At 71.5% G+C, this 23,221-nt stretch carries 23 protein-coding genes; 17 read left to right on the top strand and 6 right to left on the bottom strand.

Going from position 1 to position 23,221, the window contains the following annotated elements; all coding sequences use genetic code 11:
• Window positions 1-6 precede the first annotated feature (6 nt).
• From ABZ454_RS15435 to ABZ454_RS15425, 3 genes are all read left to right on the top strand, one after another.
• Window positions 7-600: a DUF5998 family protein gene (locus ABZ454_RS15435; protein ID WP_359538252.1), complete on the top strand. Its 594-nt coding sequence runs from the start codon at window positions 7-9 to the stop codon at window positions 598-600.
• Window positions 600-1,787: a nucleotide pyrophosphatase/phosphodiesterase family protein gene (locus ABZ454_RS15430; RefSeq protein ID WP_359538250.1), complete on the top strand. Its 1,188-nt coding sequence runs from the start codon at window positions 600-602 to the stop codon at window positions 1,785-1,787. The genes ABZ454_RS15435 and ABZ454_RS15430 overlap by 1 nt, the downstream gene beginning before the upstream one ends.
• 67 nt (window positions 1,788-1,854) lie before the next feature.
• Entirely contained in the window at window positions 1,855-2,505 is a 651-nt protein-coding gene (locus ABZ454_RS15425) for a thymidine kinase (RefSeq protein ID WP_359538248.1), read from the top strand.
• 82 nt (window positions 2,506-2,587) lie between these two features.
• On the opposite strand, the gene ABZ454_RS15420 is transcribed toward ABZ454_RS15425, so the two are convergent.
• A complete protein-coding gene (locus ABZ454_RS15420) occupies window positions 2,588-3,364 on the bottom strand; it encodes a VOC family protein (RefSeq protein ID WP_359538247.1) in 777 nt (258 codons plus the stop codon).
• Window positions 3,365-3,596: 232 nt separating this feature from the next.
• Here ABZ454_RS15420 and ABZ454_RS15415 point away from each other — a divergent pair, with 232 nt between their 5' ends.
• Window positions 3,597-4,427 carry a sulfurtransferase gene (locus ABZ454_RS15415; RefSeq protein ID WP_359538246.1) on the top strand — a complete coding sequence of 277 codons (831 nt, stop codon included), beginning with the start codon at window positions 3,597-3,599 and terminating at the stop codon, window positions 4,425-4,427.
• A gap of 108 nt (window positions 4,428-4,535) precedes the next feature.
• On the opposite strand, the gene sepH is transcribed toward ABZ454_RS15415, so the two are convergent.
• The gene (gene sepH, locus ABZ454_RS15410) at window positions 4,536-5,600 is read right to left on the bottom strand and encodes a septation protein SepH (RefSeq protein ID WP_356318272.1); all 1,065 of its coding nucleotides are present in this window, start codon (window positions 5,598-5,600) and stop codon (window positions 4,536-4,538) included.
• Window positions 5,601-6,097: 497 nt separating this feature from the next.
• Between sepH and ABZ454_RS15405 the strand changes: the two genes are divergently transcribed.
• On the top strand, window positions 6,098-7,198 hold the full coding sequence (locus tag ABZ454_RS15405; RefSeq protein ID WP_359538244.1) for a hypothetical protein: 1,101 nt from the start codon (window positions 6,098-6,100) through the stop codon (window positions 7,196-7,198).
• 87 nt (window positions 7,199-7,285) lie between these two features.
• On the opposite strand, the gene ABZ454_RS15400 is transcribed toward ABZ454_RS15405, so the two are convergent.
• The gene (locus ABZ454_RS15400; protein ID WP_356318277.1) at window positions 7,286-8,608 is read right to left on the bottom strand and encodes a D-arabinono-1,4-lactone oxidase; all 1,323 of its coding nucleotides are present in this window, start codon (window positions 8,606-8,608) and stop codon (window positions 7,286-7,288) included.
• Window positions 8,565-9,812 carry an MFS transporter gene (locus ABZ454_RS15395; protein WP_359538243.1) on the bottom strand — a complete coding sequence of 416 codons (1,248 nt, stop codon included), beginning with the start codon at window positions 9,810-9,812 and terminating at the stop codon, window positions 8,565-8,567. The genes ABZ454_RS15400 and ABZ454_RS15395 overlap by 44 nt, the downstream gene beginning before the upstream one ends.
• 203 nt (window positions 9,813-10,015) lie before the next feature.
• On the opposite strand from ABZ454_RS15395, the gene ABZ454_RS15390 reads away from it, so the two are divergent.
• Both ABZ454_RS15390 and ABZ454_RS15385 read left to right on the top strand, forming a co-directional pair.
• Complete coding sequence (locus ABZ454_RS15390) at window positions 10,016-11,143, top strand: ferrochelatase (protein ID WP_359538241.1); 1,128 nt, start codon at window positions 10,016-10,018, stop codon at window positions 11,141-11,143.
• 48 nt (window positions 11,144-11,191) lie between these two features.
• A complete protein-coding gene (locus ABZ454_RS15385) occupies window positions 11,192-12,016 on the top strand; it encodes an inositol monophosphatase family protein (RefSeq protein WP_359538240.1) in 825 nt (274 codons plus the stop codon).
• A gap of 117 nt (window positions 12,017-12,133) precedes the next feature.
• Here the strand turns inward: ABZ454_RS15385 and ABZ454_RS15380 are convergent, their stop codons facing one another.
• Window positions 12,134-12,307, bottom strand: coding sequence for a hypothetical protein (locus tag ABZ454_RS15380; protein WP_168713644.1), 174 nt, complete (start codon window positions 12,305-12,307; stop codon window positions 12,134-12,136).
• A 453-nt stretch (window positions 12,308-12,760) separates the two neighbouring features.
• On the opposite strand from ABZ454_RS15380, the gene ABZ454_RS15375 reads away from it, so the two are divergent.
• From ABZ454_RS15375 to ABZ454_RS15360, 4 genes are all read left to right on the top strand, one after another.
• Window positions 12,761-13,414: a response regulator transcription factor gene (locus ABZ454_RS15375; protein WP_018551468.1), complete on the top strand. Its 654-nt coding sequence runs from the start codon at window positions 12,761-12,763 to the stop codon at window positions 13,412-13,414.
• A 5-nt stretch (window positions 13,415-13,419) separates the two neighbouring features.
• Complete coding sequence (locus tag ABZ454_RS15370) at window positions 13,420-14,649, top strand: ATP-binding protein (RefSeq protein WP_356318287.1); 1,230 nt, start codon at window positions 13,420-13,422, stop codon at window positions 14,647-14,649.
• A gap of 405 nt (window positions 14,650-15,054) precedes the next feature.
• Window positions 15,055-15,351, top strand: coding sequence for a DUF4193 domain-containing protein (locus tag ABZ454_RS15365; RefSeq protein WP_003965732.1), 297 nt, complete (start codon window positions 15,055-15,057; stop codon window positions 15,349-15,351).
• Between the two features lie 13 nt (window positions 15,352-15,364).
• Window positions 15,365-16,342 (top strand): hypothetical protein, encoded by a 978-nt coding sequence (locus tag ABZ454_RS15360; protein ID WP_359538238.1) that lies wholly within the window; start codon window positions 15,365-15,367, stop codon window positions 16,340-16,342.
• Window positions 16,343-16,624: 282 nt separating this feature from the next.
• Here ABZ454_RS15360 and ABZ454_RS15355 read toward each other — a convergent pair whose 3' ends face one another.
• Window positions 16,625-17,086, bottom strand: a complete 462-nt coding sequence (locus tag ABZ454_RS15355) for a DUF3093 domain-containing protein (RefSeq protein ID WP_356318291.1) — start codon at window positions 17,084-17,086, stop codon at window positions 16,625-16,627.
• Window positions 17,087-17,144: 58 nt separating this feature from the next.
• Here ABZ454_RS15355 and ABZ454_RS15350 point away from each other — a divergent pair, with 58 nt between their 5' ends.
• The 6 genes from ABZ454_RS15350 to kdpB all read left to right on the top strand — a co-directional run bounded on the left by ABZ454_RS15350 (window position 17,145) and on the right by kdpB (window position 23,215).
• Complete coding sequence (locus tag ABZ454_RS15350; RefSeq protein WP_359538236.1) at window positions 17,145-17,729, top strand: PaaI family thioesterase; 585 nt, start codon at window positions 17,145-17,147, stop codon at window positions 17,727-17,729.
• The gene (gene dut / locus ABZ454_RS15345; RefSeq protein WP_356318295.1) at window positions 17,729-18,262 is read left to right on the top strand and encodes a dUTP diphosphatase; all 534 of its coding nucleotides are present in this window, start codon (window positions 17,729-17,731) and stop codon (window positions 18,260-18,262) included. Before ABZ454_RS15350 ends, dut begins: the two co-directional genes overlap by 1 nt.
• A gap of 1 nt (window position 18,263) precedes the next feature.
• Window positions 18,264-19,028, top strand: a complete 765-nt coding sequence (locus ABZ454_RS15340) for a DUF3710 domain-containing protein (protein WP_356318297.1) — start codon at window positions 18,264-18,266, stop codon at window positions 19,026-19,028.
• 302 nt (window positions 19,029-19,330) lie between these two features.
• Window positions 19,331-19,420, top strand: a complete 90-nt coding sequence (gene kdpF, locus ABZ454_RS15335) for a K(+)-transporting ATPase subunit F (protein ID WP_356318299.1) — start codon at window positions 19,331-19,333, stop codon at window positions 19,418-19,420.
• A 7-nt stretch (window positions 19,421-19,427) separates the two neighbouring features.
• Entirely contained in the window at window positions 19,428-21,092 is a 1,665-nt protein-coding gene (kdpA, locus tag ABZ454_RS15330; RefSeq protein WP_359538232.1) for a potassium-transporting ATPase subunit KdpA, read from the top strand.
• A complete protein-coding gene (gene kdpB / locus ABZ454_RS15325; protein WP_359538230.1) occupies window positions 21,089-23,215 on the top strand; it encodes a potassium-transporting ATPase subunit KdpB in 2,127 nt (708 codons plus the stop codon). The genes kdpA and kdpB overlap by 4 nt, the downstream gene beginning before the upstream one ends.
• Window positions 23,216-23,221: the final 6 nt, after the last annotated feature.

Raw genomic sequence — 23,221 nt, 5'->3', positions numbered from 1 at the left:
GTGCGTATGGCTAAGAGCGGTACGACGACCCAGGGGCTGCGCGCGGCGATCGAGCGCAGCGGCTACTACCCGGCCCTCGTGGCCGAGGCGGTGGAGGCCGCCGTGGGCGGTGAGCCGGTCGCTTCGTACCTGGTGCACCAGGAGACGACCTTCGACTCCAACGAGGTGCGCAGGCACGTCACGGTGCTGGTGCTCACGGACACCCGCTTCATCGTCAGCCACACCGACGAGCAGAACGCCGACACCAGCTCCCCGACGCCGTACGCGACGACCTCCACCGAGTCGGTGAAGCTCGACCGCATCTCCTCGGTCGTGGTCAGCCGGGTCGTGGCCAATCCGGAGAAGTACGTCCCGGGCACGCTGCCCCGCGAGGTCGTCCTGACCATCGGCTGGGGCGCCGTCTCCCGGATCGACCTGGAGCCCGCCGCCTGCGGCGACGCCAACTGCGAGGCCGACCACGGTTACACCGGCAGTTCCACCGCCGACGACCTGAGCCTGCGGGTCAGCGAGGCCGGCGACGGCCCCGACACCGTGCGCCAGACCCTCGCGTTCGCCCAGGCGCTCTCCGAGGCCACCGCGACCGCGGCGGCCGGCCGCTGATGGCCCAGCCGGCCTGGCAGGACCCGGTACTGCTGCCCCTCGATTCCGCCCCCGTGCCGGAGTACGGCAGCGGCTCGCTCGCCGATCTGCTCCCCACGCTCGTCGCGGGGCAGGGCGTTCCCGGTTTCACCGCGGCGATCCCCGAGCTCACCCCCGCCGACCGCAACTGCGTCTTCCTCATCGACGGCCTCGGCTGGGAGCAGATCAAGGCGCACCCGGACGAGGCGCCGTTCCTGCACTCCCTCCTGCCCACCTCGCGCGGCGGCACGGGCCGCCCGGTCACCGCGGGTTTCCCCGCCACCACCGCGACCTCCCTCGCCTCGGTCGGCACCGGACTCCCGCCGGGCGAGCACGGCCTGCCCGGCTACACGGTCCGCGACCCGGAGACCGGCGCGCTGATGAACCAGCTCCGCTGGAAGCCGTGGACACCGCCGAAGGTGTGGCAGCCGTACCCGACCGTCTTCCAGCTGGCCGACGCGGCCGGAGTGCGTACCGCCCAGGTCTCCGCCCCCGCCTTCGAGCAGACCCCGCTGACCAAGGTCGCGCTCAGCGGCGGCTCGTTCCTCGGCCGGCTCACCGGGGAGGAGCGGATGGACGTGGCCGCCGAGCGGCTGGCCGCCGGCGACCGGTCCCTGGTCTACACGTACTACAGCGAGGTCGACGGCAAGGGGCACCGCTTCGGCATCGACTCCGACGCCTGGCGCGGTCAGCTGATGTACGTCGACGGGCTGGCCCGCCGCCTGGCCGAGCAGCTCCCGCCGCGCTCGGCGCTGTACATCACCGCCGATCACGGAATGATCGACATACCGTTCGACGAACAGTCCAGGATCGACTTCGACGAGGACTGGGAGCTGCGCGCGGGTGTCGCACAGCTCGGCGGCGAGGGCCGCGCCCGCCATGTCTACGCCGTCCCCGGCGCCGAGGCCGATGTGCTGACCGTCTGGCGCGAGGTGCTCGGCGAGCAGTTCTGGGTGGCGAGCCGTGACGAGGCCGTCGAGGCGGGCTGGTTCGGTCCGCGCATCGACGAGCGGGTGCTCGGCAGGATCGGCGACGTGGTCGCGGCGGCTCACGACGACGTGGTGATCACCGCCTCCGTCAACGAGCCGCACGAGTCCGCGATGGTCGGCATGCACGGCTCGATGACGCCCGTCGAGCAGCTCGTCCCGCTCCTCGAAGTCCGCACGTAGGCGCCCCCGTACTCCGCCGTCCCTCGCCCACTCCTCCCCGCCCGTCCCGAAAGGTGCTCAACCCCTCATGCCCGAGCTTGTGTTCTTCTCCGGAACGATGGACTGCGGAAAGAGCACGCTGGCCCTCCAGATCGGGCACAACAGGTCGGCCCGTGGTCTCCAGGGCGTGATCTTCACCCGTGACGACAGGGCGGGCCAGGGGAAGCTGTCCTCCCGGCTGGGCCTGGTCACGGAGGCGGTCGAGGCCGCCGAGGGCATGGATCTGTACGCGTACCTCGTCGGCCAGCTCTCCCAGGGTGGCAAGGCGGACTACGTGATCGTCGACGAGGCGCAGTTCCTCGCCCCGGAACAGATCGACCAGCTGGCCCGCGTCGTGGACGACCTGGGGCTGGACGTCTTCGCCTTCGGCATCACCACGGACTTCCGCACCAGACTCTTCCCCGGCTCCCAGCGGCTGATCGAACTGGCCGACCGCATAGAGGCCCTCCAGGTGGAGGCGCTGTGCTGGTGCGGCGCCCGCGCCACCCACAACGCCCGTACCGTGGGCGGGGAGATGGTCGTCGAGGGCGCCCAGGTCGTCGTCGGCGACGTCGACCGTCCGGCGAAGGACGTGGGGTACGAGGTCCTCTGCCGCAGCCACCACCGCCGCCGCATGACCAGCTCCTCCGCCCACGCGGGCGCCCTGTCGCCGGACGTCCTGCCGGTCAACTCCGCCTGAGCGGCCGGGCTTCCGCGGGCGGCCGGGCAGGCCTCTTGTGTCTCCCGCGGGTGCAGCCGGGGCCGTGCGGGCCGGGTACGGCTCAGCGCCCCGCCGACCGCACGATCGTGAACACGGCGCCCTCCGGGTCGGCGACCGTCGCCACTCTGCCGCTGGCCCCCTCCTTCGCGGGCTGCAGGACGTGTCCGCCGAGTTCCACCACGCGCCGCGCCGCCTCGTCCGTGTCGGCGACCTCGAAATGCGTCATCCAGTGCGGGCCCCGGTCGCGCGGCAGGGCGTGGCCGACGCCGTGCAGCGAGGCCACCGGGCGGCTGTCCAGGTGGAGGGTCTGGTAGTCGAAGTCGGCCGAGACGACCGCCTCGGTGTCGTACCCGAAGACCGCCTGGTAGAACGCGGCGACCGACGAGGTCTCCCTGGTCACCAGTTCGTTCCAGACCGGGGTGCCGGGTGTGCCGGCCAGTGTGGTGCCGACGTGCGCGGCCGCCTGCCAGATCCCGAACACGGCACCGCTCGGGTCGGAGGCGATGGCCATCCGGCCGGCCTCCCCGGCGTCGAGCGGTCCGACACCGACCGTGCCGCCGCAGGCCCGGATCGTCTCCGCGGTGCGATCGGCGTCATCGGTCGCGAGATAGGTCGTCCAGGCGACCGGAAGGTGCCGGTCGGGCGGCAGTTGCCCGATGCCCGCGACCTCCTTCCCGTCGATCAGCGCCCGGACGTACGGGCCGAGCTGGTCCGGGCCCGGGACGAACTCCCAGCCGAAGAGTTCGGCGTAGAACTTCTGGGTCGCGTGCAGGCCGTGCACGATCAGGCTCACCCAGCAAGGTGTTCCGGGTGTACGCCGAGCGGCAGCCTCGGTCATCGTCACTCTCTCCTCGGACCATCGTGGTGGCCGTACGGGGGGAACGGGCCGGTGCGCCGTTGTGCGGTACGGGATGTGTACGCCCCCAGCAGATGCTTGCACCACCCGGCCCGTGATGCGTCCCGGCCGCGCCGCGTTTTCCGTGATCTCGACGGACGAGGTCCGGTTTGTTGTGGTACGTCCGCCACGGCTTTGTTCCGGGCAGTCCGGTCTCTGCGTGAAGATGGCACGTATGAAGCCCATCATTTCCGCATCCGCATGTGCGAGCGAGCTGGCGGGGCCACGTCCGCCGGTGCTCCTGGACGTACGTTGGCAGCTGGGCGGCCCTCACGGCCGGCTCGACTACGAGGCCGGGCATCTGCCCGGCGCGGTCTTCGTCGATCTGGACGCGGAGCTCGCCGGTCCGGCCGGTGACGGCGGCCGCCATCCCCTGCCCGACCCGGAGGAATTCGGTGCGGTGATGCGCCGTGCCGGGGTCGGCCGGGACAGCTCGGTGATCGTGTACGACGGTGGCCAGGGCTGGGCGGCGGCCCGTGCCTGGTGGCTGCTGCGCTGGACGGGGCACCGGGACGTCCGGGTGCTGGACGGGGGTCTCGCAGCCTGGACCGGTGAGCTGTCGAAGGAGGTCCCGAGCCCCGCGGAGGGGGACTTCGTTCCCGCGCCCGGGGCGCTGCCCCTGCTGGACGCGGACGGTGCGGCGGCCCTCGCCCGCTCGGGCCTGCTGCTCGACGCGCGGGCCGCCGAGCGCTATCGGGGCGATGTGGAGCCGATGGACCGGGTGGGCGGACACATTCCCGGCGCGGTCTCGGCCCCGACCGCGGAGAACACCGGGCCGGACGGGCTGTTCCTGCCCGCCGAGCGGCTGGCCGCCCGCTTCTCCGGCCTGGGCACCACCGGCGGGGCCGGGGACGTCGGTGTGTACTGCGGTTCGGGCGTCTCCGGCGCCCACCAGGTGCTGGCGCTGGAGATCGCCGGCGTCCCGAGCGCCCTCTACGCGGGTTCCTGGTCGGAGTGGACGCGCGACGAGTCCCGCCCGGTCGCCACGGGCCCCGACCCTCAGTAGGGGAGCCACCGGGCGGCGCCGGGGGCGCGGATACCGCCGGAGCAGCGCACGAGGGCCCGTACGCCACCGCGTACGGGCCCTCGTCATGCCGCTGTCACCCGGGCTCTCTCAGTCCTGCTTCTTGCGGCGGGTGCCGAAGACGATCTCGTCCCAGCTCGGCACCGCGGCCCGCCGGCCGGGCCGGACGCCGTCCGCCTCGGCCTGCCGGTCCGTCGTACCGGTGAGCCGGTCGCGGTGACCTGCGACCGCACGCGGCATCAGCACGTCCGCGTAGGCCGAACCCGCGCCCGCCGAGGCCGCCGGGGCCGGCGGCTCCTCGGCCTCGGGCTCCTGCGCGGCGGGTTCGAGAGCGGGCGGCTCGGGCGGCGACGGGCGTTCCGGTACGACCATGTCGCCGCGGAAGCTCGGGACCGCCTCCAGAAGGCTGGTGAGCGAGTCCCGCTCGCTCGCGGTGACCCCGCCGATGCGCTCCTCCGGCTCCGGGGGCGGAGGCGGGGCGGGGCGCTCCATCTGCCGGTCGAGCGCGCGGTCCAGCGGCCGGTCGCGCGGCAGCCGGGCGATCCGGGGGACGAACGGGAAGCTGGGCTCGGGCGCGGCGACGTCGTCGGTCTCGCCGATCAGCGAGCGGGCCTCGTCGTCGACGGCCTGGACCAGCCGGCGCGGCGGGTCGTAGGTCCAGCTCGCCGAGTGGGGCTCGCCCGCGACCCGGTAGACCAGGAGGACCTCCCAGGTGCCGTCGTCGCGGCGCCACGAGTCCCACTGGACGGTTTCCTTGTCGGCCCCGCGCAGCAGGAGGCGCTCCTGCACCGCCTCGCCGAGCTGGGGGCCGGTGTTCTCGCCGGGACGGCGCACAGGAGTCTTGCGGGCCCGCTCGGCCATGAAGGCGCGCTCCGCGAGCACGGGGCCCTCGAAGCGGCGGACACGGTCGACCGGGATTCCGGCGAACTGAGCGACCTCCTCCGCGGAGGCGCCGGCTCGTATCCGCGCCTGGATGTCGCGGGGGCGGAGATGGCTCTCCACCTCGATCTCGATCTGGCCGAGCCGCGCGCGGTCGTTGCGCACGGCGGCTCGCAGCCGCTCGTCGATCGGAAGCGTGTACTCCGTGCTGTCCGCAGCCTTGAGCACCAGTCGTGTGCCGTCGTTGGAGACGGCCACGACACGCAGTTCGGGCATGGGGACCTCCCGGGTGGTGCCTGCCGACGTCACGTGCGTCGCTGCTTCCGCTAGTCGAGTGTGGCCTGCCCGGGTGCAGCCTGCCACAACATTGCCGTGTTGCCCGGCGTGTCGGGCGTGAGCCCTTGTTCGCCGGTATGACACGGTGACCACTTGCGCAACACAAAGTAACCGACGGTCACTCCGCGTAGCTGGCCTCCGTGCGATGCCGCGGCGCCGCCGGATCGAGTGCCTCCTTCGGCCCCCTCCCGAAGGTTCCGGACTTCCACGCGGGAGTCCGGCCCCAGGGCTCGCCACAGTACTCCATTCGGGCCATGGGGGTGGACCGCCGCGCCGCCGAAGTTCTCGCGAGGCGCGGGAGTTGAAGTACCCAGTTGGGGGTGGAATGCCCCCCCTGCGTGTCGTGCTTCACAGAATCACCGCAAACGGAACTATCCGCTTCGCTCACATGTCCCTAGTTGTTGCATGGTGGGAGAGATGTCAATCAAGGGCTGGAAATGGTGCAGAAGCCAGAAAATGGCAGAGAACCCGGAGAGAAGCGGATAGATCTGAGCCTGCCCCAGGTGGCGGGCAGTGCGATGGCGGCGGTCGCGGCGGCGGTGGCGGCCTCCCAATTGGGTGTGTACGGGACGATTCTCGGCGCCGGCGTGATGAGCGTCGTGGCCACCTGTGGCGGCTCGGTCTTCCAGCACTTCTTCCGCCGCACGGGTGAACAGATCCGTGAGGTGACGGTCCAGGTGAAGCACCCTGGCCGCGAGGTGACGGTCCATACGCGTCAGACGCGCGAGGGCGGGGACCCGGACGCGCCCTGGGCGGATTCCGGGACGCGGACCGCCCTGCGTCAGGCCGCCGGTTCCGCCGACGCCACCGCGACGCCGCACCCGCAGGACGCCACGACCGTCCTGCGGCAGGTGGGCCCCGCCGATGGAGTGAGGGCCAGGGCCGCACAGGACGCCGACGCCACAGCCGTCCTGCGGCCGGTGGACGCCACGACCGTCCTGCGCAAGGTGACCGCCGATCCGGACCGTACGCGGTTGATCGAGGCCCCCGACGGAACCCGGCGGCTCACGGGCGCACCGGAGCCGGACGAAGCGTTCTCGCGGGCCACCACGCACGGCACCCGGATCCGGGGCTGGAAGCGCTCGGCTCTCGGCGCGGCCGTCGTGTTCGTCGTCTCGATGCTCGGGATCACCACGTTCGAGCTGGTCTCCGGCAACGACCTGAGCGGCGGTCAGGGGACCACCGTCGGCTCCGTCGTGCGAGGCGAGCACCGCTCGGGTTCCTCCGACCCGGCCCCCTCCCCGAGCACCGGCCCGGAGCAGGACGCCACGGCGCCCGGCGAGGACAAGGGCACGGACCCCGGAGCCGGCCCGCAGGACGGGCGGGGCACGAACCCGGATCCGGACCGGGACGGCACCTCCAGCGCCGACCCGACGCCCGCACCCACCCCGTCCGAAACCGCCGGGAACGGTACGGCTCCGGAGCCCGTGCCCAGCCCGTCGGCCACCGGCGACGGCTCCGCACCCGACCCGACGGCGACGGCCGGTACCCCCGCGCAGGAGGACGGCCCCACTGCCGGCACCGACACCGGCGAGTGAACGGACGCGGCCGCTCCGCGGCCCCCACGCGGCCGGCCTCCGCCCCTGTCCCGGGCGGAGGCCGGCCGCGTAGCGCTGTCGCCGGGATCAGTCGCCCAGCACCCGGCGCAGGTAGTCGTTGGCGAAGAGCCGGTCCGGGTCCAGCCGGTCCCGTACGGCGGTGAACTCGCCGAAGCGCGGGTACACCCCGGCGAGGTACTCGGCGTCACGGGTGTTGACCTTGCCCCAGTGCGGACGGCCGCTGTGCGCGGTCATGATCCGCTCGACCGCCGTGAAGTACGCCTGGTAGGGCGTGCCCCGGTACAGATGGACGGCGATGTAGGCGCTCTCCCGGCCCGAGGCCGTGGAGAGCGCGATGTCGTCCGCGGGGGCGGTGCGCACCTCCACGGGGAAGCTGATCCGCAGCGGGGAACGGTCCACCATCGCCTTGACCTCGCGCAGCGCCTCCACGGCTGCCTCGCGCGGCAGGGCGTACTCCATCTCCACGAACCGCACCCGGCGCGGGCTGGTGAACACCTTGTAGGGGATGTCGGTGTACGTACGCGCCGACAGGGCCCGGCTGGAGAGCTTGGCGATCGAGGGGATCGTGGCGGGGACCGCCCTGCCCAGCGAGCAGGCCACCTGGAAGACGCCGTTGGAGAGGAACTCGTCCTCGACCCAGCCGCTGACCCTTCCGGGCGGCGCCGCCGGGCCCGCGCTCCGGTTGTTGCGCTTGGTGTTGCAGTTCCCCGTGTGCGGGAACCAGTAGAACTCGAAGTGCTCGTTCTCGGTCACCAGCTGGTCGAAGTCCGCAGTGACCTCGTCGAAGGTCATCGGCTCCTCGCGCGCCCTCAGCAGGAAGACCGGCTCCACGGCGAACGTGATCGCCGTGATGACGCCGAGGGCGCCGAGCCCGATCCGGGCGACGGCGAATATCTCGGGGTTCTCGGCCTCGGAACAGGTCAGCACCGTGCCGTCCGCCGTGACCAGCTCCAGGGCGCGTATCTGCGCGGATATCGACGCCGAGTCGCGGCCGGTGCCGTGGGTGCCGGTCGAGGTCGCCCCGGCGACCGTCTGCTCCATGATGTCGCCCATGTTCGTGAGCGAGAGGCCCTCGCGGGCCAGCGCGGTGTTGAGCCGCTTCAGCGGGGTGCCGGCCTCGACGGTCACCGTCATCGCCGCGCGGTCGATCTCCCGGATGCCGGTGAGCAGATCGGGGCGTATCAGCAGCCCGTCGGTGGCCGCGGTCGCGGTGAACGAGTGGCCGGTGCCGACCGGCTTCACCTTCAGCCCGTCCTCGGACGCCCGGCGCAGCGCCTCGGCGAGTTCGTCCACGGAGGCGGGGGACACGGCCCGTACCGGGCGGGCGGTGACGTTCCCCGCCCAGTTACGCCACGCGCTCGTCGTCGTCCGTGCGTAGGTGTCGGTCATCTTCCCCGCGCCCTTCGGTAGGTACCGGCTCGGTGAGCCGGCGGTACCCCAGGAACGCCACCGCGGCCGCGAGCGCTCCCGCCACGGCGGGCACCGCGTACCCCGCCTCCGCCCCGGACGCGTCGACCACCCAGCCGGCGGCCGAGGAGCCGAGCGCCACGCCTACGGCGAGCCCGGTGCTGGTCCAGGTCATGCCCTCGGTCAGTCGGGTGCGCGGTACGTGCTGTTCGACGAGGGCCATGGTGGTGACCATCGTCGGTGCGATGGCGAGGCCCGCGACAAAGAGCGTCACGGCCAGGAACGGCAGGTTCCCGGCCAGTTGGAGGGGGATCATACTCACGGCCATCGCACACACTCCCACCAGCCATCGGGTGGACGGCCCGCCCTTGGGACGCAGCAGTCCGAACACCGCGCCGGCCAGACAGGACCCCAGCGCGTACACCGCCAGCACCAGGCTCGCCGCGGCCTTGTGGCCCTGCTCCTCGGCGAACGCCACGGTCACCACGTCGACCGCTCCGAAGATCGCCCCGGTCGCCACGAAGGTGACCACGAGCACCTGCAGCCCCCGGGAGCCCAGAGCGGAGCCGGTGGTGTGCCGGGCGTGCGGGTGCGGCACCGGTTCGGTGGCCCGCTGGGCGGTCAGCCAGAAGACTCCGACCAGCAGGAACCCGGCGGCGAGCAGCGGGCCCGCCTCCGGGAACCAGGCGGTGGAGAGCCCGATGGAGATGATCGGACCGAAGATGAAGCAGACCTCGTCGACGATCGACTCCCACGCGTACGCGGTGTGCAGCTGCTGGGCCGAGCCCCGGTAGATCTCCGCCCAGCGGGCCCGGACCATCGACCCGACACTGGGCACGCAGCCCGCCCCCGCGGCGAAGACGAACAGGGTCCAGTCGGGCAGCCGTTGCTGCGCGCAGACCAGCAGCCCGGTCACGGCGGCCAGCGCGACGAGCGTCACCGGACGCAGCACCCGGCGCTGCCCGTGCCGGTCCACCAGCCTGGACACCTGGGGTCCGACCACCGCGGCCGACATCGCCAGCGTCGCGGAGAGCGCGCCCGCCAGCCCGTAGCGGCCGGTCAGCTGGGAGACCATGGTCACCACCCCGATGCCCATCATGGACAGCGGCATCCGGCCGAAGAAGCCGGCCGAGGAGAACCCCTTGGTGCCGGGGGCGGCGAAGATCGCGCGGTAGGGACTGGGCAAGAGGGGCTCCGATACGGCGTGGTCCCACGCGGTGTCAGGGGTGAACGTGGCCGATACAGCTTACGGGCGTGCGGGAGTGTCCGGCAGCCGGAATCGGGCGGGCGCGACCGCCGCCGCGCCCGCGGCCGCCCTCCGCGAGCGGCCGTGGCGGTCGGCAGGTGTCGGTGGGAACCGGGAGGCGGGCGGGTGGGAGGATCGAGGGCATGTCCGATCTGCGCGATCCCGCTCCCTATGACGCCCTGCTGCTGCTCTCCTTCGGAGGCCCCGAAGGCCCGGACGAGGTGGTTCCGTTCCTGGCGAACGTGACCCGCGGCCGGGGAATCCCCGAGGAGCGGCTGAAGGAAGTCGGCAAGCACTACTTCCTTTTCGGGGGCGTGAGCCCGATCAACGCCCAGAACCGGGCGCTGCTCGACGCCCTGCGCAAGGACTTCGCGGAGAACGGCCTCGACCTGCCGGTGTACTGGGGCAACCGCAACTGGGCGCCCTACCTGACCGACACCCTGCGCGAGATGGCACGGGAGGGGCACCGCCGCATCGCCGTCCTGGCGACCAGCGCCTACGCCTCGTACTCCGGCTGCCGGCAGTACCGCGAGAACCTCGCCGAGTCGCTGGCCGTCCTGGAGGCCGAGGGCCTGCCCGTGCCGCGCGTCGACAAGCTGCGGCACTACTTCAACCACCCCGGGTTCGTGGAGCCGATGGTGGACGGGGTCGTCGCCTCGCTGGCCGAGCTGTCCGCGGACGAACGGGCCGGCGCGCATCTGGCCTTCACCACGCACTCCATCCCCACCTCGGCCGCGGACACCTCGGGCCCGCGGGAGGCGCACGGTGACGGCGGCGCGTACGTCGCCGAGCACCTGGAGGTGGCACGGCTGATCGTGGCCGCCGTGGCCGAACGGACCGGCGTCGAGTACCCCTGGCAGCTCGTCTACCAGTCGCGCAGCGGCGCCCCGCACATCCCGTGGCTGGAGCCCGACATCTGCGACCACCTGGAGTCGCTGCACGGCGACGGAGTCCCCGCCGTGGTCATGGCGCCCATCGGCTTCGTATCGGACCACATGGAGGTCCTCTACGACCTGGACACCGAGGCCACCGCGAAGGCGGCCGAGCTCGGGCTCCCGGTGCGCCGGTCGGCGACGGTGGGCGCCGACCCGCGGTTCGCGGCGGCCGTGCGCGACCTGGTGCTGGAGCGCGCCGCCACCGAGCAGGGCCTCGGCCCGCAGCGGTGTGCGCTCGGAACGCTCGGGGCGAGCCATGACCTCTGCCCGGTCGGCTGCTGCCCGGCCCGGGTGCTCAAGCCGGCCGCCGCGGGCGCCGACAGTCCGTACGCCTGACATCCGGCCACCGACCTGACCCGTTACCCCTCACCCCTTGGGAGCGCCGTGACCGACCTCGACCCCCTGCCGGCCGAACTGCTCGACCTCGCCCTGGACGTCGCCCACCGCGCCGGCGCGCTGCTGCGCGACGGCCGCCCCGCCGACCTGGGGGTGGCCGCGACCAAGTCCAGCCCGGTGGACGTCGTCACCGAGATGGACATCGCCGCCGAGAAGCTGATCACCGGCTTCCTGTCCGAGCGGCGCCCGCAGGACGGCTTCCTCGGCGAGGAGGGCGCCAGTTCCGAGGGCAGCAGCGGCATCCGCTGGGTGATCGATCCGCTCGACGGCACCGTGAACTACCTCTACGGCCTGCCCACCTGGGCCGTCTCCGTGGCCGCCGAACGCGACGGGGAGCGGATCGTCGGCGTGGTGGAGGTACCGATGCGCGGGGAGACCTATCACGCGGTCCTCGGTGGCGGTGCGTACGCAAAGGGCGGGGCGTACGGCGAAGGCGCCCGGCTGCGCTGCCGGCCCGCGCCGCCGCTCGACCAGGCGCTCGTGTCGACCGGTTTCAACTACGTCGCCGACGTCCGCGCGCACCAGGCGGACGTGGTGCGCGTCCTGATCCCGCGACTGCGGGACATCCGGCGCGGCGGCTCCGCGGCGATCGATCTCTGCGACGTCGCCGCCGGCCGCCTCGACGGCTACTACGAACGCGGTCTCCACCCGTGGGACCTCGCGGCCGGTGACCTGATCGCCCGGGAGGCGGGCGCGCTGACCGGCGGCCGCCCCGGCCTGCCCGCCGACGGCGGGCTGACGGTGGCAGCGCCGCCGGGGGTCTTCGAGCCCCTCCAGGCCCTGCTCGAAGAACTGGGCGCCTGGCACGACTGAGCCCGCCCCCGTACCCGACAGGGCTCGTGAGAGCCGCTGAGCGGGTCGTGGGCGTCGCCGGAACCGACAAGGCCCCGCGGGTGCGCATGCGGCACCGCGGGGCCTTCTCGTGACGGCTCAGACGCTTGTGGCGCCGATGTGCACACCGTGCTCGGCAGCGAGGCGGAGTAGATCGTCCAGCTCGCCCTGCTCGACGTCCGCGAGGAAGTCGTCGCCCGTCTCGCGGGCCTTCGTGAGGTCGGACTCGGTGGTCTGGATGCGTTGCAGCAGACCTGCGGTGAAAGCGTCCATGAAGCGCCCCCTCATCGTGGGTCGGTGGCACGGGGGTGTGCCCGGGTTTCCCTCCGCCGAAGCGGTAGGGCGGGTGATCACGCACTCTCCGGGGGACGGAGGAGCCTGTGGCGCGCCACATACAAGACGTGATCGCGGGTGTGAATTCGTACTCCCCAGCCCAACCCTCAGAGAAACCTCAACTGGCCCGGGAATCCTCCGGATTCCCGGAAGCCGCAGGTCGGGCCGCGCCGCCTTACCGCCGGTTTATGCGTGTTACGGGCAGGATGGAGCCGCACAGGCCGTGCCGTGACGCGGTCCGGATCATGGACCGGGGGTCCGTCCGGAGGTTTTGCCGGTCTGCTGGGAACGCGGTGACGTCCTGCCGCGAGGGTCCCGTGCGGTCCGCTGTGAAGTTGTGCTGTGAAGTTGTGCTGTGAAGTTCCGCTGGGAAGTTCGAAGGAAGGAAGCGCCGTGCGCGTACTCGTCGTGGAGGACGAGCAGCTGCTCGCCGATGCGGTGGCCACCGGATTGCGCCGGGAGGCCATGGCCGTCGATGTCGTGTACGACGGCGCCGCGGCCCTGGAGCGCATCGAGGTCAACGACTACGACGTCGTGGTCCTCGACCGGGACCTGCCCCTGGTGCACGGAGACGACGTCTGCCGCCGGATCGTCGAACTGGGCATGCCGACCCGGGTGCTCATGCTCACCGCCTCCGGGGACGTCAGCGACCGGGTGGAGGGCCTGGAGCTCGGCGCGGACGACTATCTGCCCAAGCCCTTCGCCTTCAGTGAGCTGACCGCGCGGGTCCGGGCCCTCGGCCGCCGGACGACGGTGGCCCTGCCGCCCGTCCTGGAGCGCGCGGGGATCAAGCTCGACCCCAACCGCCGCGAGGTCTTCCGTGGCGATCAGGAGGTGCAGCTCGCTCCCAAGGAGTTCGCCGTGCTGGAGGTGCTGATGCGCAGCGAGGGCGCCGTCGTCTCGGCCGAGCAGCTCCTGGAGAAGGCCTGGGACGAGAACACCGACCCGTTCACCAACGTCGTCCGGGTGACCGTCATGACCCTGCGGCGCAAGCTCGGAGAGCCGCCTGTGATCGTCACGGTGCCCGGCTCCGGCTACCGGATCTGAGGCCGGTGCCCACCGTCCCGCCGCCCGCGGCGCCCCCCAAGCCCACCTGGGAGCCCAAGCAGCAGGAGCCCCCGTACACCTGGCTGCGTCCGACCATCCGGATACGGCTCACCCTGCTGTACGGAGGCATGTTCCTGATCGCCGGCATCCTGCTGCTGTCGATCATCTACATGCTGGCCGCGCAGGCCCTGCACGTGGGCAGCGAGCTGCCGTTCAAGATCGTCAACGGGCAGGTGACCAGCGAGGTCTGCAACCTGCCCGAGAAGGCGTCCCCGGACAACTTCAACGCCGCGGTGAACGCCTGCGTCAACCATCAGCGCCAGCAGGCGCTCGACACGCTCCTCAACCGTTCGCTGCTGGCCCTCGTGGGCCTCAGCGTCATCGCCTTCGCCTTCGGCTACGCCATGGCGGGGCGGGTGCTGTCGCCCCTGGGCCGGATCACCCGCATCGCCCGCAGGGTGGCCGGAACGGATCTGTCCCGCCGCATCGAACTGGACGGGCCGGACGACGAGCTCAAGGAGCTCGCCGACACCTTCGACGACATGCTGGACCGGCTGGAGCGGGCCTTCACCGCGCAGCAGCGGTTCGTCGGGAACGCGTCGCACGAGCTGCGCACCCCGCTGGCCATCAACCGCACGCTGCTGGAGGTCCATCTCTCCGACCCGCAGGCGCCCCCGGAGCTCCAGCAGCTCGGAAAGACGCTGCTGGCCACCAACGAACGCAGTGAGCAGCTCGTGGAGGGCCTGCTGCTGCTCGCCCGCAGCGACAACCAGATCGTCGAGCGCAAGCCCGTCGACCTGGCCGAGGTGGCCTCGCGCGCGCTGGACCAGGCCCGGGGCGAGGCGGAGGCGAAGGGCGTGGAGACGCGCGCCGAGCTGGCTCCGGCCGTCGTCCAAGGCAACGGCGTCCTGCTGGAGCGGATCGCGCTCAATCTCGTACAGAACGCGGTGCGCTACAACGTGCCGGACGGCGGCTGGGTCGAGGTGAGCACCGAGCTGTTGCACGGGCAGGCCCTGATGGTCGTCACGAACACCGGACCGGTGGTGCCGGCCTACGAGATCGACAACCTCTTCGAGCCCTTCAGGCGGCTGCGTACGGAGCGAACGGGCAGCGACAAGGGGGTGGGCCTCGGTCTGTCGATCGCGCGCTCCGTCGCGCGCGCTCACGGAGGCCGTATCATCGCGGAGCCCCGCGAAGGGGGTGGTCTTGTGATGCGCGTCTCACTGCCCGTCTGAGAGGTCGGGCGGAGCGCGAGGCGAACGGATTATTTTTGTTCGCTTTGAGCGGAATTTTCGGGGCTTACTCCCGGAGAGGCCGTGTGTGATCGATCACAGGAGCGATTTTTCGCCCGTCCACGCTCCGTGATCAGGGATCCCGTCGGAAAACCGGCAAAAGTCGGGTTTTCGGGGGCCGATATCACGGGAAGTACACGGGGTGGCACTGGTAAAAGGTGCCGCCGGGACCGTGTACGGTCCCCATCGCCACCCAAGCCGATCGCTCCCGAGCGGTCCTTTTGGGTGTCGATTGAGTAACAGACCTTGATGTGAGGCAAAATCTCCGCCTCGGGTCGGGCACAAGTCCGGCCTCTCACGCGTTACGTGCGCTGAGACACCGCAGACACCCAGAGGGGGAGAGCGACAATGGCAACGGATTACGACACCCCACGCAAGACCGACGACGACGTCGATCAGGACAGCCTTGAAGAGCTCAAGGCTCGCCGGAGCGACAAGACGGCGTCCGCCGTCGACGTCGACGAATTCGACGCGGCCGAAGGACTGGAGCTGCCCGGCGCAGACCTGTCCAACGAAGAACTGGCCGTGAGGGTCCTGCCCAAGCAGGCCGACGAGTTCACGTGCATGAGCTGCTTCCTCGTGCACCACCGCAGTCAGCTGGCCCGCGAGAAGAACGGCCAGCCGATCTGCCGCGACTGCGACTGAGGTCCGGTCGGCCGTGGCAGGGGACTCACCGTTCCGGAAGCGGCGCTCCCGGCGCAAGAAAGGGCTGGAGGCGCAACAGGGCGGTACAGGCGCGGCAGAGGGCGTAGCAGCTCCTGCCGAGCGGTCCGCCCTGCCACCCGAGCCGGGCGAACAGGACGACGAGCGAGGCCGTTCGGCCTCGCTCGAAGCAGTCGAAGCGGCTGTCGCGGCCATCGAGGCGGCCGCGGAGGTCGACGCGGCCGACAGGGCCGGACAGGTCGGCAGGACGGAGCCCGTGACCGGGGCAGGCCGTCTGAAATCAGTGAAACGGGGCGTACGCAAGGGCGGGGAGAGCGTCAAGGCGGCGATCGGTCATATCGCCGATCTGATCATCGACATCGCTCCCCGCGTCCCCGTGCGCGACCTCGCCACCCTGCGCAGGCAGTTCCCGGGCCTGGAGTCCGAGGAGATCGCCGACCGGCTCATCGCCGGCGCGAGCAGGGCGACCGCGACCGTCGGCGCCGGAATCGGCGCGGCGGCCATGATGCCCGTCCCGCCCGCCATGCTCGCCGAGCTGGCCGCGGAGATCACCGGTGTGGCCGCGATAGAGATGAAGCTCGTCGCGGAGCTGCACGAAATCTACGGACTGCGCCCGCCGGGCAACCTCGGCCAGCGCTCCACCGCCTACCTCACGTCCTGGACGGAGGAGCGCGGTATCGACGTCGCACACCCCGCCACGGTCAACGCGGCGCTCGGCGGCCAGATGAAGCGTGAGCTGCGCCAGCAGATCATGAAGCGCACCATGCGGGATCTGCCCAACCTCGCCCCGTTCATGATCGGCGCGGCCGTCGGCGCGGTGATGAACCGGCGCGACACCAGGAAGCTCGCCGAACGGGTCAGGAAGGACCTGCGCAAGCGGCAGATCCCCTGGGACCGCCTGGCGGAGCTGCCGCCGCCGCCCGACCGCCCCGAGCTGCCGTATCCGGTGCCGCCCGAGGAGCCGAACGGCTAAGGGCTGTCCCGTCATCCCTGGCGGGCGCACGACGACAGCTACGGCACCTCGCCGCGTTGTCGGAACGCCCGAATACATCCAGTATGCGGACGCTCCTCCGCCTTGCGATGCACCGCATCTGACGCCGCGCGCTGATCCACCAGGGATGACGGGAAGCCCTTAGGGCGGCTTCCGCCGGACCGTGCTGGGCTCACCCGAACGAAGGACCCCAGGGCCTCCTGCGGCGGCAGGGGGCTCCAGAACCGCTCCACGCCCCCCGCGGACCGGCCGGAGTCCCGGACGTCAGGCCGCCGGGGCCGCGGCCTTGAGGGCCGCGGCCAGCGCCTGCGGCTCACGCGTCGACAGATAGACGTACGGAGTCGGGTCCTCGGGATCCGTGACCTCCACGCGCAGCGCCGTGGGGATGTAGCTGCGCAGCAGCATGAAGGCCCGGGTGTCCGCCTTGTGCGAGCGCCAGGCGCGCGCCTCCTCGGCGTCCAGCACCTCGGCCTCCCCGAGCGCCGACACGGGGATCCGCGCGTCGCCCGCGACGAGGGCGCCGGCCACCACCCGGATCCGCGCGGAGCCGTACGAGCTCACCGCCACCGCGGACAGGACGGTGCCGCCCGCCAGGCCGGCGAGCAGCGGCAGGGTGCCCAGCGGCAGGAGCATCAGCGCGCAGGCGACGCCGACCAGGGCGGCGATCAGCCACCACGAACGGGGTGCGGTGAGACGTTCGTCGAACGGCGGGGTGGAAGGCTGCATGAACCCAAGCTTGGCACGGCGCGACCCGCGGGTAGCCGCGCGGGTAAGGTCTGCGCCTGTGAGTGGAACATCTGCGGCCCTGAAGCCGCCGGCCGACGCGGTGAAACCGGTCCGGCATCCCGACGCCCCGGCACCCGGCGAGCTGCTCGGCGCGCACTACGAACACTGTTTCGGCTGCGGTGGCGGACAGCCGCACGGGCTGCACCTCCAGGCGCGGGCCGGCGAGGGCGTCGGCGTCACCGCCGAGTTCACCGTGCAGGCCGCCCACCAGGGTGCCCCGGGGCTCGCCCACGGCGGGGTGCTGGCCACCGCGCTGGACGAGACGCTCGGCTCGCTGAACTGGCTGCTGCGCGTGATCGCGGTGACCGGACGGCTGGAGACCGACTTCGTCCGCCCCGTGCCGGTGGACACCGTGCTGTTCCTGGACGCCGAGATCACCGCCGTGCACGGCCGCAAGATCTACTCCCGGGCGACCGGCCGGATCGGCGGGCCGGACGGGCCCGTCGCGGTCCGCGCCGAGGCCCTGTTCATCGAGGTCAAGGTCGATCACTTCATCGACAACGGCCGCCCGGCCGAGATCAAGGCGGCGATGGCCGACCCCGACCAGGTCAAGCGGGCCCGCGCCTTCGAGGTGAACCCCTGATGCGCCACCCCGTCGACGTCCTGATCCGCCGGGTCGACCCGGACGTGCCGATTCCGGCGTACGGACACCCGGGCGACGCCGGAGCCGATCTGGTCACCACCGAGGCCGCCGAGCTGGCGCCCGGCGAGCGGGCCGTGCTGCCGACCGGGGTTTCGATCGCCCTGCCGGACGGGTACGCCGCGTTCGTGCACCCGCGATCCGGCCTTGCCGCACGCTGCGGAGTCGCCCTCGTGAATGCCCCGGGGACGGTGGATGCCGGGTACCGTGGAGAGATCAAGGTGATCGTCGTCAATCTCGACCCGCGCGAGTCCGTGCGGTTCGAGCGGTTCGACCGGATTGCCCAACTGGTCGTGCAGCAGGTCGAGAAGGTGCGCTTCCACGAAGTGTCGGAGCTTCCCGGTTCGGCGCGGGCCGAAGGGGGCTTCGGGTCCACCGGCGGCCATGCCGCCGTTGATGTTGATGGCGTCCGGGGCGGGGTTCCCCAGGGCGGGAACGGCTACGCTTCGGTCGAATCCGACCGGGAAGGAAAGTGACGTGTTCGGACGTCGCAAGAACAGTGGTTCCGCCGATGACACGGCGGACGAAGCGCGCGAGGCCGAGCAGGTCGTCGACGAGCTCGATGACGCGGGGAGCGGATCGCGCCGGACGAACCTTCCGCCGGCCCCCCGGCCCGACGGGCCGTGGGACATCGAAGAGGTCTCCCAGCCCGGCGAGGGCCGGGTCGACCTGGGCGGCATCTTCGTGCCCGGTGTCGAGGGCATGGAGCTGCGCGTAGAGGTCGCCGGTGACGCGATCGTCGCCGCCACGGTCGTGCTGCGCGACAGCGCGATCCAGCTGCAGGCCTTCGCCGCCCCCAAGAAGGAGGGCATCTGGGGCGAGGTCCGCGAGGAGATCGCCTCCGGCATCACCCAGCAGGGCGGCATCATCGACGAGGTCGAGGGCCCGCTGGGCTGGGAGCTGCGCGCGCAGGTCCCCGTACAGCTCCCGGACGGGACGAACGGCGTCCAGATGGTCCGCTTCGTCGGGGTCGACGGACCTCGCTGGTTCCTGCGCGGAGTGATCTCCGGCCAGGGCGCCGTGCAGCCGGAGGCAGCAGGTCTCCTGGAGACGGTCTTCCGGGACACCGTGGTCGTCCGCGGCGAGGGCCCGATGGCCCCGCGCGACCCGATCGTCCTCAAGCTCCCCAACGACGCCCAGATGGTTCCCGAGGGCGTCCAGCAGGAGGAGCAGGAGGGCTCGAAGTTCTCCGGTGGCATGGCGGGCCTCCAGCGCGGCCCCGAGATCACCGAGGTGCGCTGACCCGCACCCCGTAAGCACCGGCCGGTGGCCCGCACCCCTTGACGGGGGTGCGGGCCACCGGCTTTCGCGTGGGCGCCGTATGGGGCGCGTATCGGGCACGTACAGGCGCCGTCAAGGCCGCGCCCGTCCCCGTAAGGAAGGCATCAACGCAGGTCACAGGGGTGCTGACGGGAGGTTTGCTCATGAGGTCCGAGACATCCGCACCTCATCCAGGAGCACCCGATGGCCGACATGGCCTTCGTCGTCACCACGATCGCGGCCTTCGCGCTGGTGGCACTCATCGCCAAGGGGGTGGCGAAGCTGTGACCGCGGAAAACGTGGCCGGCCTCGTCGTGGCCGCAGCCCTGCTGGGCTACCTCGTCCTCGCCCTTCTGTACCCGGAGAGGTTCTGAGCCCGTCATGAGCCCCGTCCTCGCCGGCGTGCTCCAGGTACTCGCGCTCGTCGTGGCGCTGGGTCTGGCGTACCGCCCGCTCGGTGACCACATGGCCCGCGTCTACACCTCCCCCCGCCATCTGCGGGTGGAGACGTGGATGTACAAGGCCGTCGGCGCCGATCCGAACACGCAGATGCGCTGGCCCGCCTATCTGCGCGGTGTTCTCGCCTTCTCCGCCGTGAGCGTCCTCTTCCTGTATCTGCTGCAGCGGCTCCAGGGCTCCCTGCCCGGTTCGCTCGGCTTCTCCTCGATCGACCCCGACCAGGCGTTCAACACGGCCGTCTCGTTCGTCGCGAACACCAACTGGCAGTCGTACTACGGCGAGCAGGCCATGGGCCACGTCGTGCAGACCGGCGGTCTCGCCGTGCAGAACTTCGTCTCGGCCGCCGTCGGCATCGCCGTCGCGGTGGCCCTCGTCCGCGGGTTCGCCGCCACCCGAGGCGGTGAACTCGGCAACTTCTGGGCCGACCTGGTGCGCGGCACGGTGCGGATCCTGCTGCCGATCGCGGTGATCGGCGCGCTCGTGCTGGTCGCCTGCGGAGCGATCCAGAACTTCTCCGGCATCCACGAGGTCGGCCAGTTCTCGGGCGGCGCGCAGCAGTGGAACGGCGGCGCCGTCGCCTCCCAGGAGGCCATCAAGGAGCTGGGGACGAACGGCGGCGGCTACTTCAACGCCAACTCGGCCCACCCCTTCGAAAATCCCGACGGGCTCTCCAACCTCTTCGAGATCTTCCTGATCCTGGTCATCCCGTTCGCCCTGACGCGCACCTTCGGCCGCATGGTCGGCTCGCTCAAGCAGGGGTACGCGATCCTCGCCACCATGGGCGTCATCTGGCTCGGGTTCACCGCGCTGATGATGTGGACCGAGTTCGCCCCTCACGGGCCCGCGTTCGACATCGCGGGCGGGGCGATGGAGGGCAAGGAGAACCGGTTCGGTGTCGGCGGCTCGTCGATCTTCGCGGTGGCCACCACCCTCACCTCGACCGGTGCGGTCAACTCGTTCCACTCCTCGTTCACCGGACTCGGCGGCGGCATCACGATGCTCGGCATGCAGCTCGGCGAGATCGCGCCCGGCGGCACCGGCTCCGGCCTCTACGGGATGCTGATCATGGCGGTCATCGCGGTGTTCCTCGCCGGCCTCATGGTCGGCCGTACGCCGGAGTACCTGGGGAAGAAGATCGGCACCCGCGAGATCAAGCTCGCCGCCTGTTTCATCCTGATCACCCCGGCGCTCGTGCTCAGCTTCACCGCCGTCGCGATGGCCCTGCCCACACCGGGCGACTCGATGACCAACTCGGGCGCGCACGGCTTCTCGGAGATCCTCTACGCCTACACATCCGGCGCCAACAACAACGGTTCGGCGTTCGCCGGGCTCAACGCCGACACCCCGTGGTTCAACACCACGATCGGGCTCGCGATGCTGCTCGGCCGGTTCCTGCCCATGGTGTTCGTCCTGGCCCTGGCCGGCTCGCTCGCCGAGCAGCGGCCCCTGCCGGCGACCGTCGGCACCCTCGGCACCCACAAGCCGCTCTTCAGCGGGCTGCTGGTCGCCACCATCATGATCATCGCCGGTCTGACCTACTTCCCGGCCCTCGCCCTGGGTCCGCTGGCCGAGGGGCTGGCGTCATGACCGTCCGTACGAAGCAAGAGGACGCGATGTCCACACTCACTCCGGCCCGCGCACCGCACCAGGACGCCCCGGCCGGGCCCGCTCCCCAGGGGCGCGTCGGCGCCGGGCTGTTCGATCCCCGGATGCTGCTCGCCTCCTTCCCCGACGCGCTACGCAAGCTCGACCCCCGGGTGATGGTGAAGGCGCCGGTCATGTTCGTGGTGCTGGTCGGCGCGGTGCTCACCACCGTGCTCGCGGCGCTGGACCCGACCGACTGGTTCGGCTGGGCGATCGCGCTGTGGCTGTGGCTGACGACGATTTTCGCCAACCTGGCGGAGGCGGTCGCCGAAGGCCGCGGCAAGGCCCAGGCCGACACCCTGCGCAAGGCCAGGACCGAGACCGTCGCCCGCCGGATCGCCGGCCCGGACGAGGAGCTCGTCTCCGGTACCGAGCTGCGCATCGGCGATCTGGTCGTCTGCGAGGCCGGCGACATCGTCCCGGGCGACGGGGACGTCGTCGAGGGCGTCGCCAGCGTCGACGAGTCCGCGATCACCGGAGAGTCGGCGCCGGTCATCCGGGAGTCCGGCGGCGACCGCAGTGCCGTCACCGGCGGTACGAAGGTGCTCTCCGACCGTGTCGTCGTCAAGATCACCACCAAGCCCGGAGAGACCTTCATCGACCGGATGATCGCCCTGGTCGAGGGCGCGGCCCGGCAGAAGACACCCAACGAGATCGCGCTGAACATCCTCCTGGCGTCCCTCACCGTCGTCTTCCTGCTCGTCGTGGTCACCCTGCAGCCGTTCGCGATCTACGCCGGCGGCGAGCAGTCCATGATCGTGCTGGCCGCTCTGCTGGTCTGTCTGATCCCGACCACCATCGGCGCGCTGCTCTCCGCGATCGGCATCGCCGGCATGGACCGCCTCGTCCAGCGCAACGTGCTCGCCCTGTCCGGCCGGGCCGTCGAGGCCGCCGGTGACGTGTCGACGCTGCTGCTCGACAAGACCGGCACCATCACCCTCGGCAACCGCCAGGCGGCGGAGTTCCTGCCGGTCGCCGGCGTGACGGAGGCCGAACTGGCGGACGCCGCCCAGCTCTCCTCGCTGGCCGACGAGACGCCCGAGGGCCGGTCCGTGGTGATCCTCGCCAAGGAGAAGTACGGCCTGCGCGAGCGGCACCCGGGCGAGCTCGCGCACGCCGAATGGATCGCCTTCACCGCCCAGACCCGTATGTCGGGCGTGGACACCGACGGACACCGGATCCGCAAGGGCGCGAGCGGATCGGTCGTCGCCTGGGTGCAGGACCGGGGCGGCAGCGTCTCCGCGGACGCCCGCGCCCTCACCGACCGCGTCTCCGCGGCCGGCGGCACCCCGTTGCTGGTGGCCCGCCAGGACGCGGACGGCGCCCGGGTCCTGGGTGTCGTCCACCTCAAGGACGTCGTCAAGGAGGGCATGCGGGCGCGGTTCGGCGAACTGCGCCGGATGGGCATCCGTACGGTCATGATCACCGGCGACAACCCGCTCACCGCCCAGGCCATCGCCGAGGAGGCCGGCGTCGACGACTTCCTCGCCGAGGCCACGCCCGAGGACAAGATGGCCCTCATCAGGCGGGAGCAGGCGGGCGGCAAGCTCGTCGCGATGACCGGCGACGGCACGAACGACGCCCCGGCGCTCGCCCAGGCCGATGTCGGCGTGGCCATGAACACCGGAACCTCGGCCGCCAAGGAGGCCGGGAACATGGTGGACCTGGACTCCGACCCGACCAAGCTGATCGAGATCGTGGAGATCGGCAAACAGCTGCTGATCACCCGGGGCGCACTGACGACGTTCTCCCTCGCCAACGACGTCGCGAAGTACTTCGCGATCATTCCCGCGATGTTCGCCGCGGTCTACCCGGGCCTGGACAAGCTCAACATCATGGACCTGTCCTCGCCGCGGTCCGCGATCCTCGCCGCCGTGATCTTCAACGCGCTGATCATCGTCGCGCTGGTGCCGCTCGCCCTGAGGGGCGTCCGCTACCGGCCCAGCGGCGCCGACTCGATGCTCCGGCGCAACCTCGGCGTCTACGGGCTCGGCGGCCTGGTCGCCCCCTTCATCGGCATCAAGATCATCGACCTGATCATCTCCCTCATCCCCGGAATCGGCTGACCTGCC

The organism is Streptomyces sp. NPDC005803 (assembly GCF_040630435.1).
Classification (GTDB): Bacteria; Actinomycetota; Actinomycetes; order Streptomycetales; family Streptomycetaceae; genus Streptomyces.
Note: the sequence above shows the minus strand (reverse complement) of the source record. Positions and strands in the feature narration are given on the sequence as shown.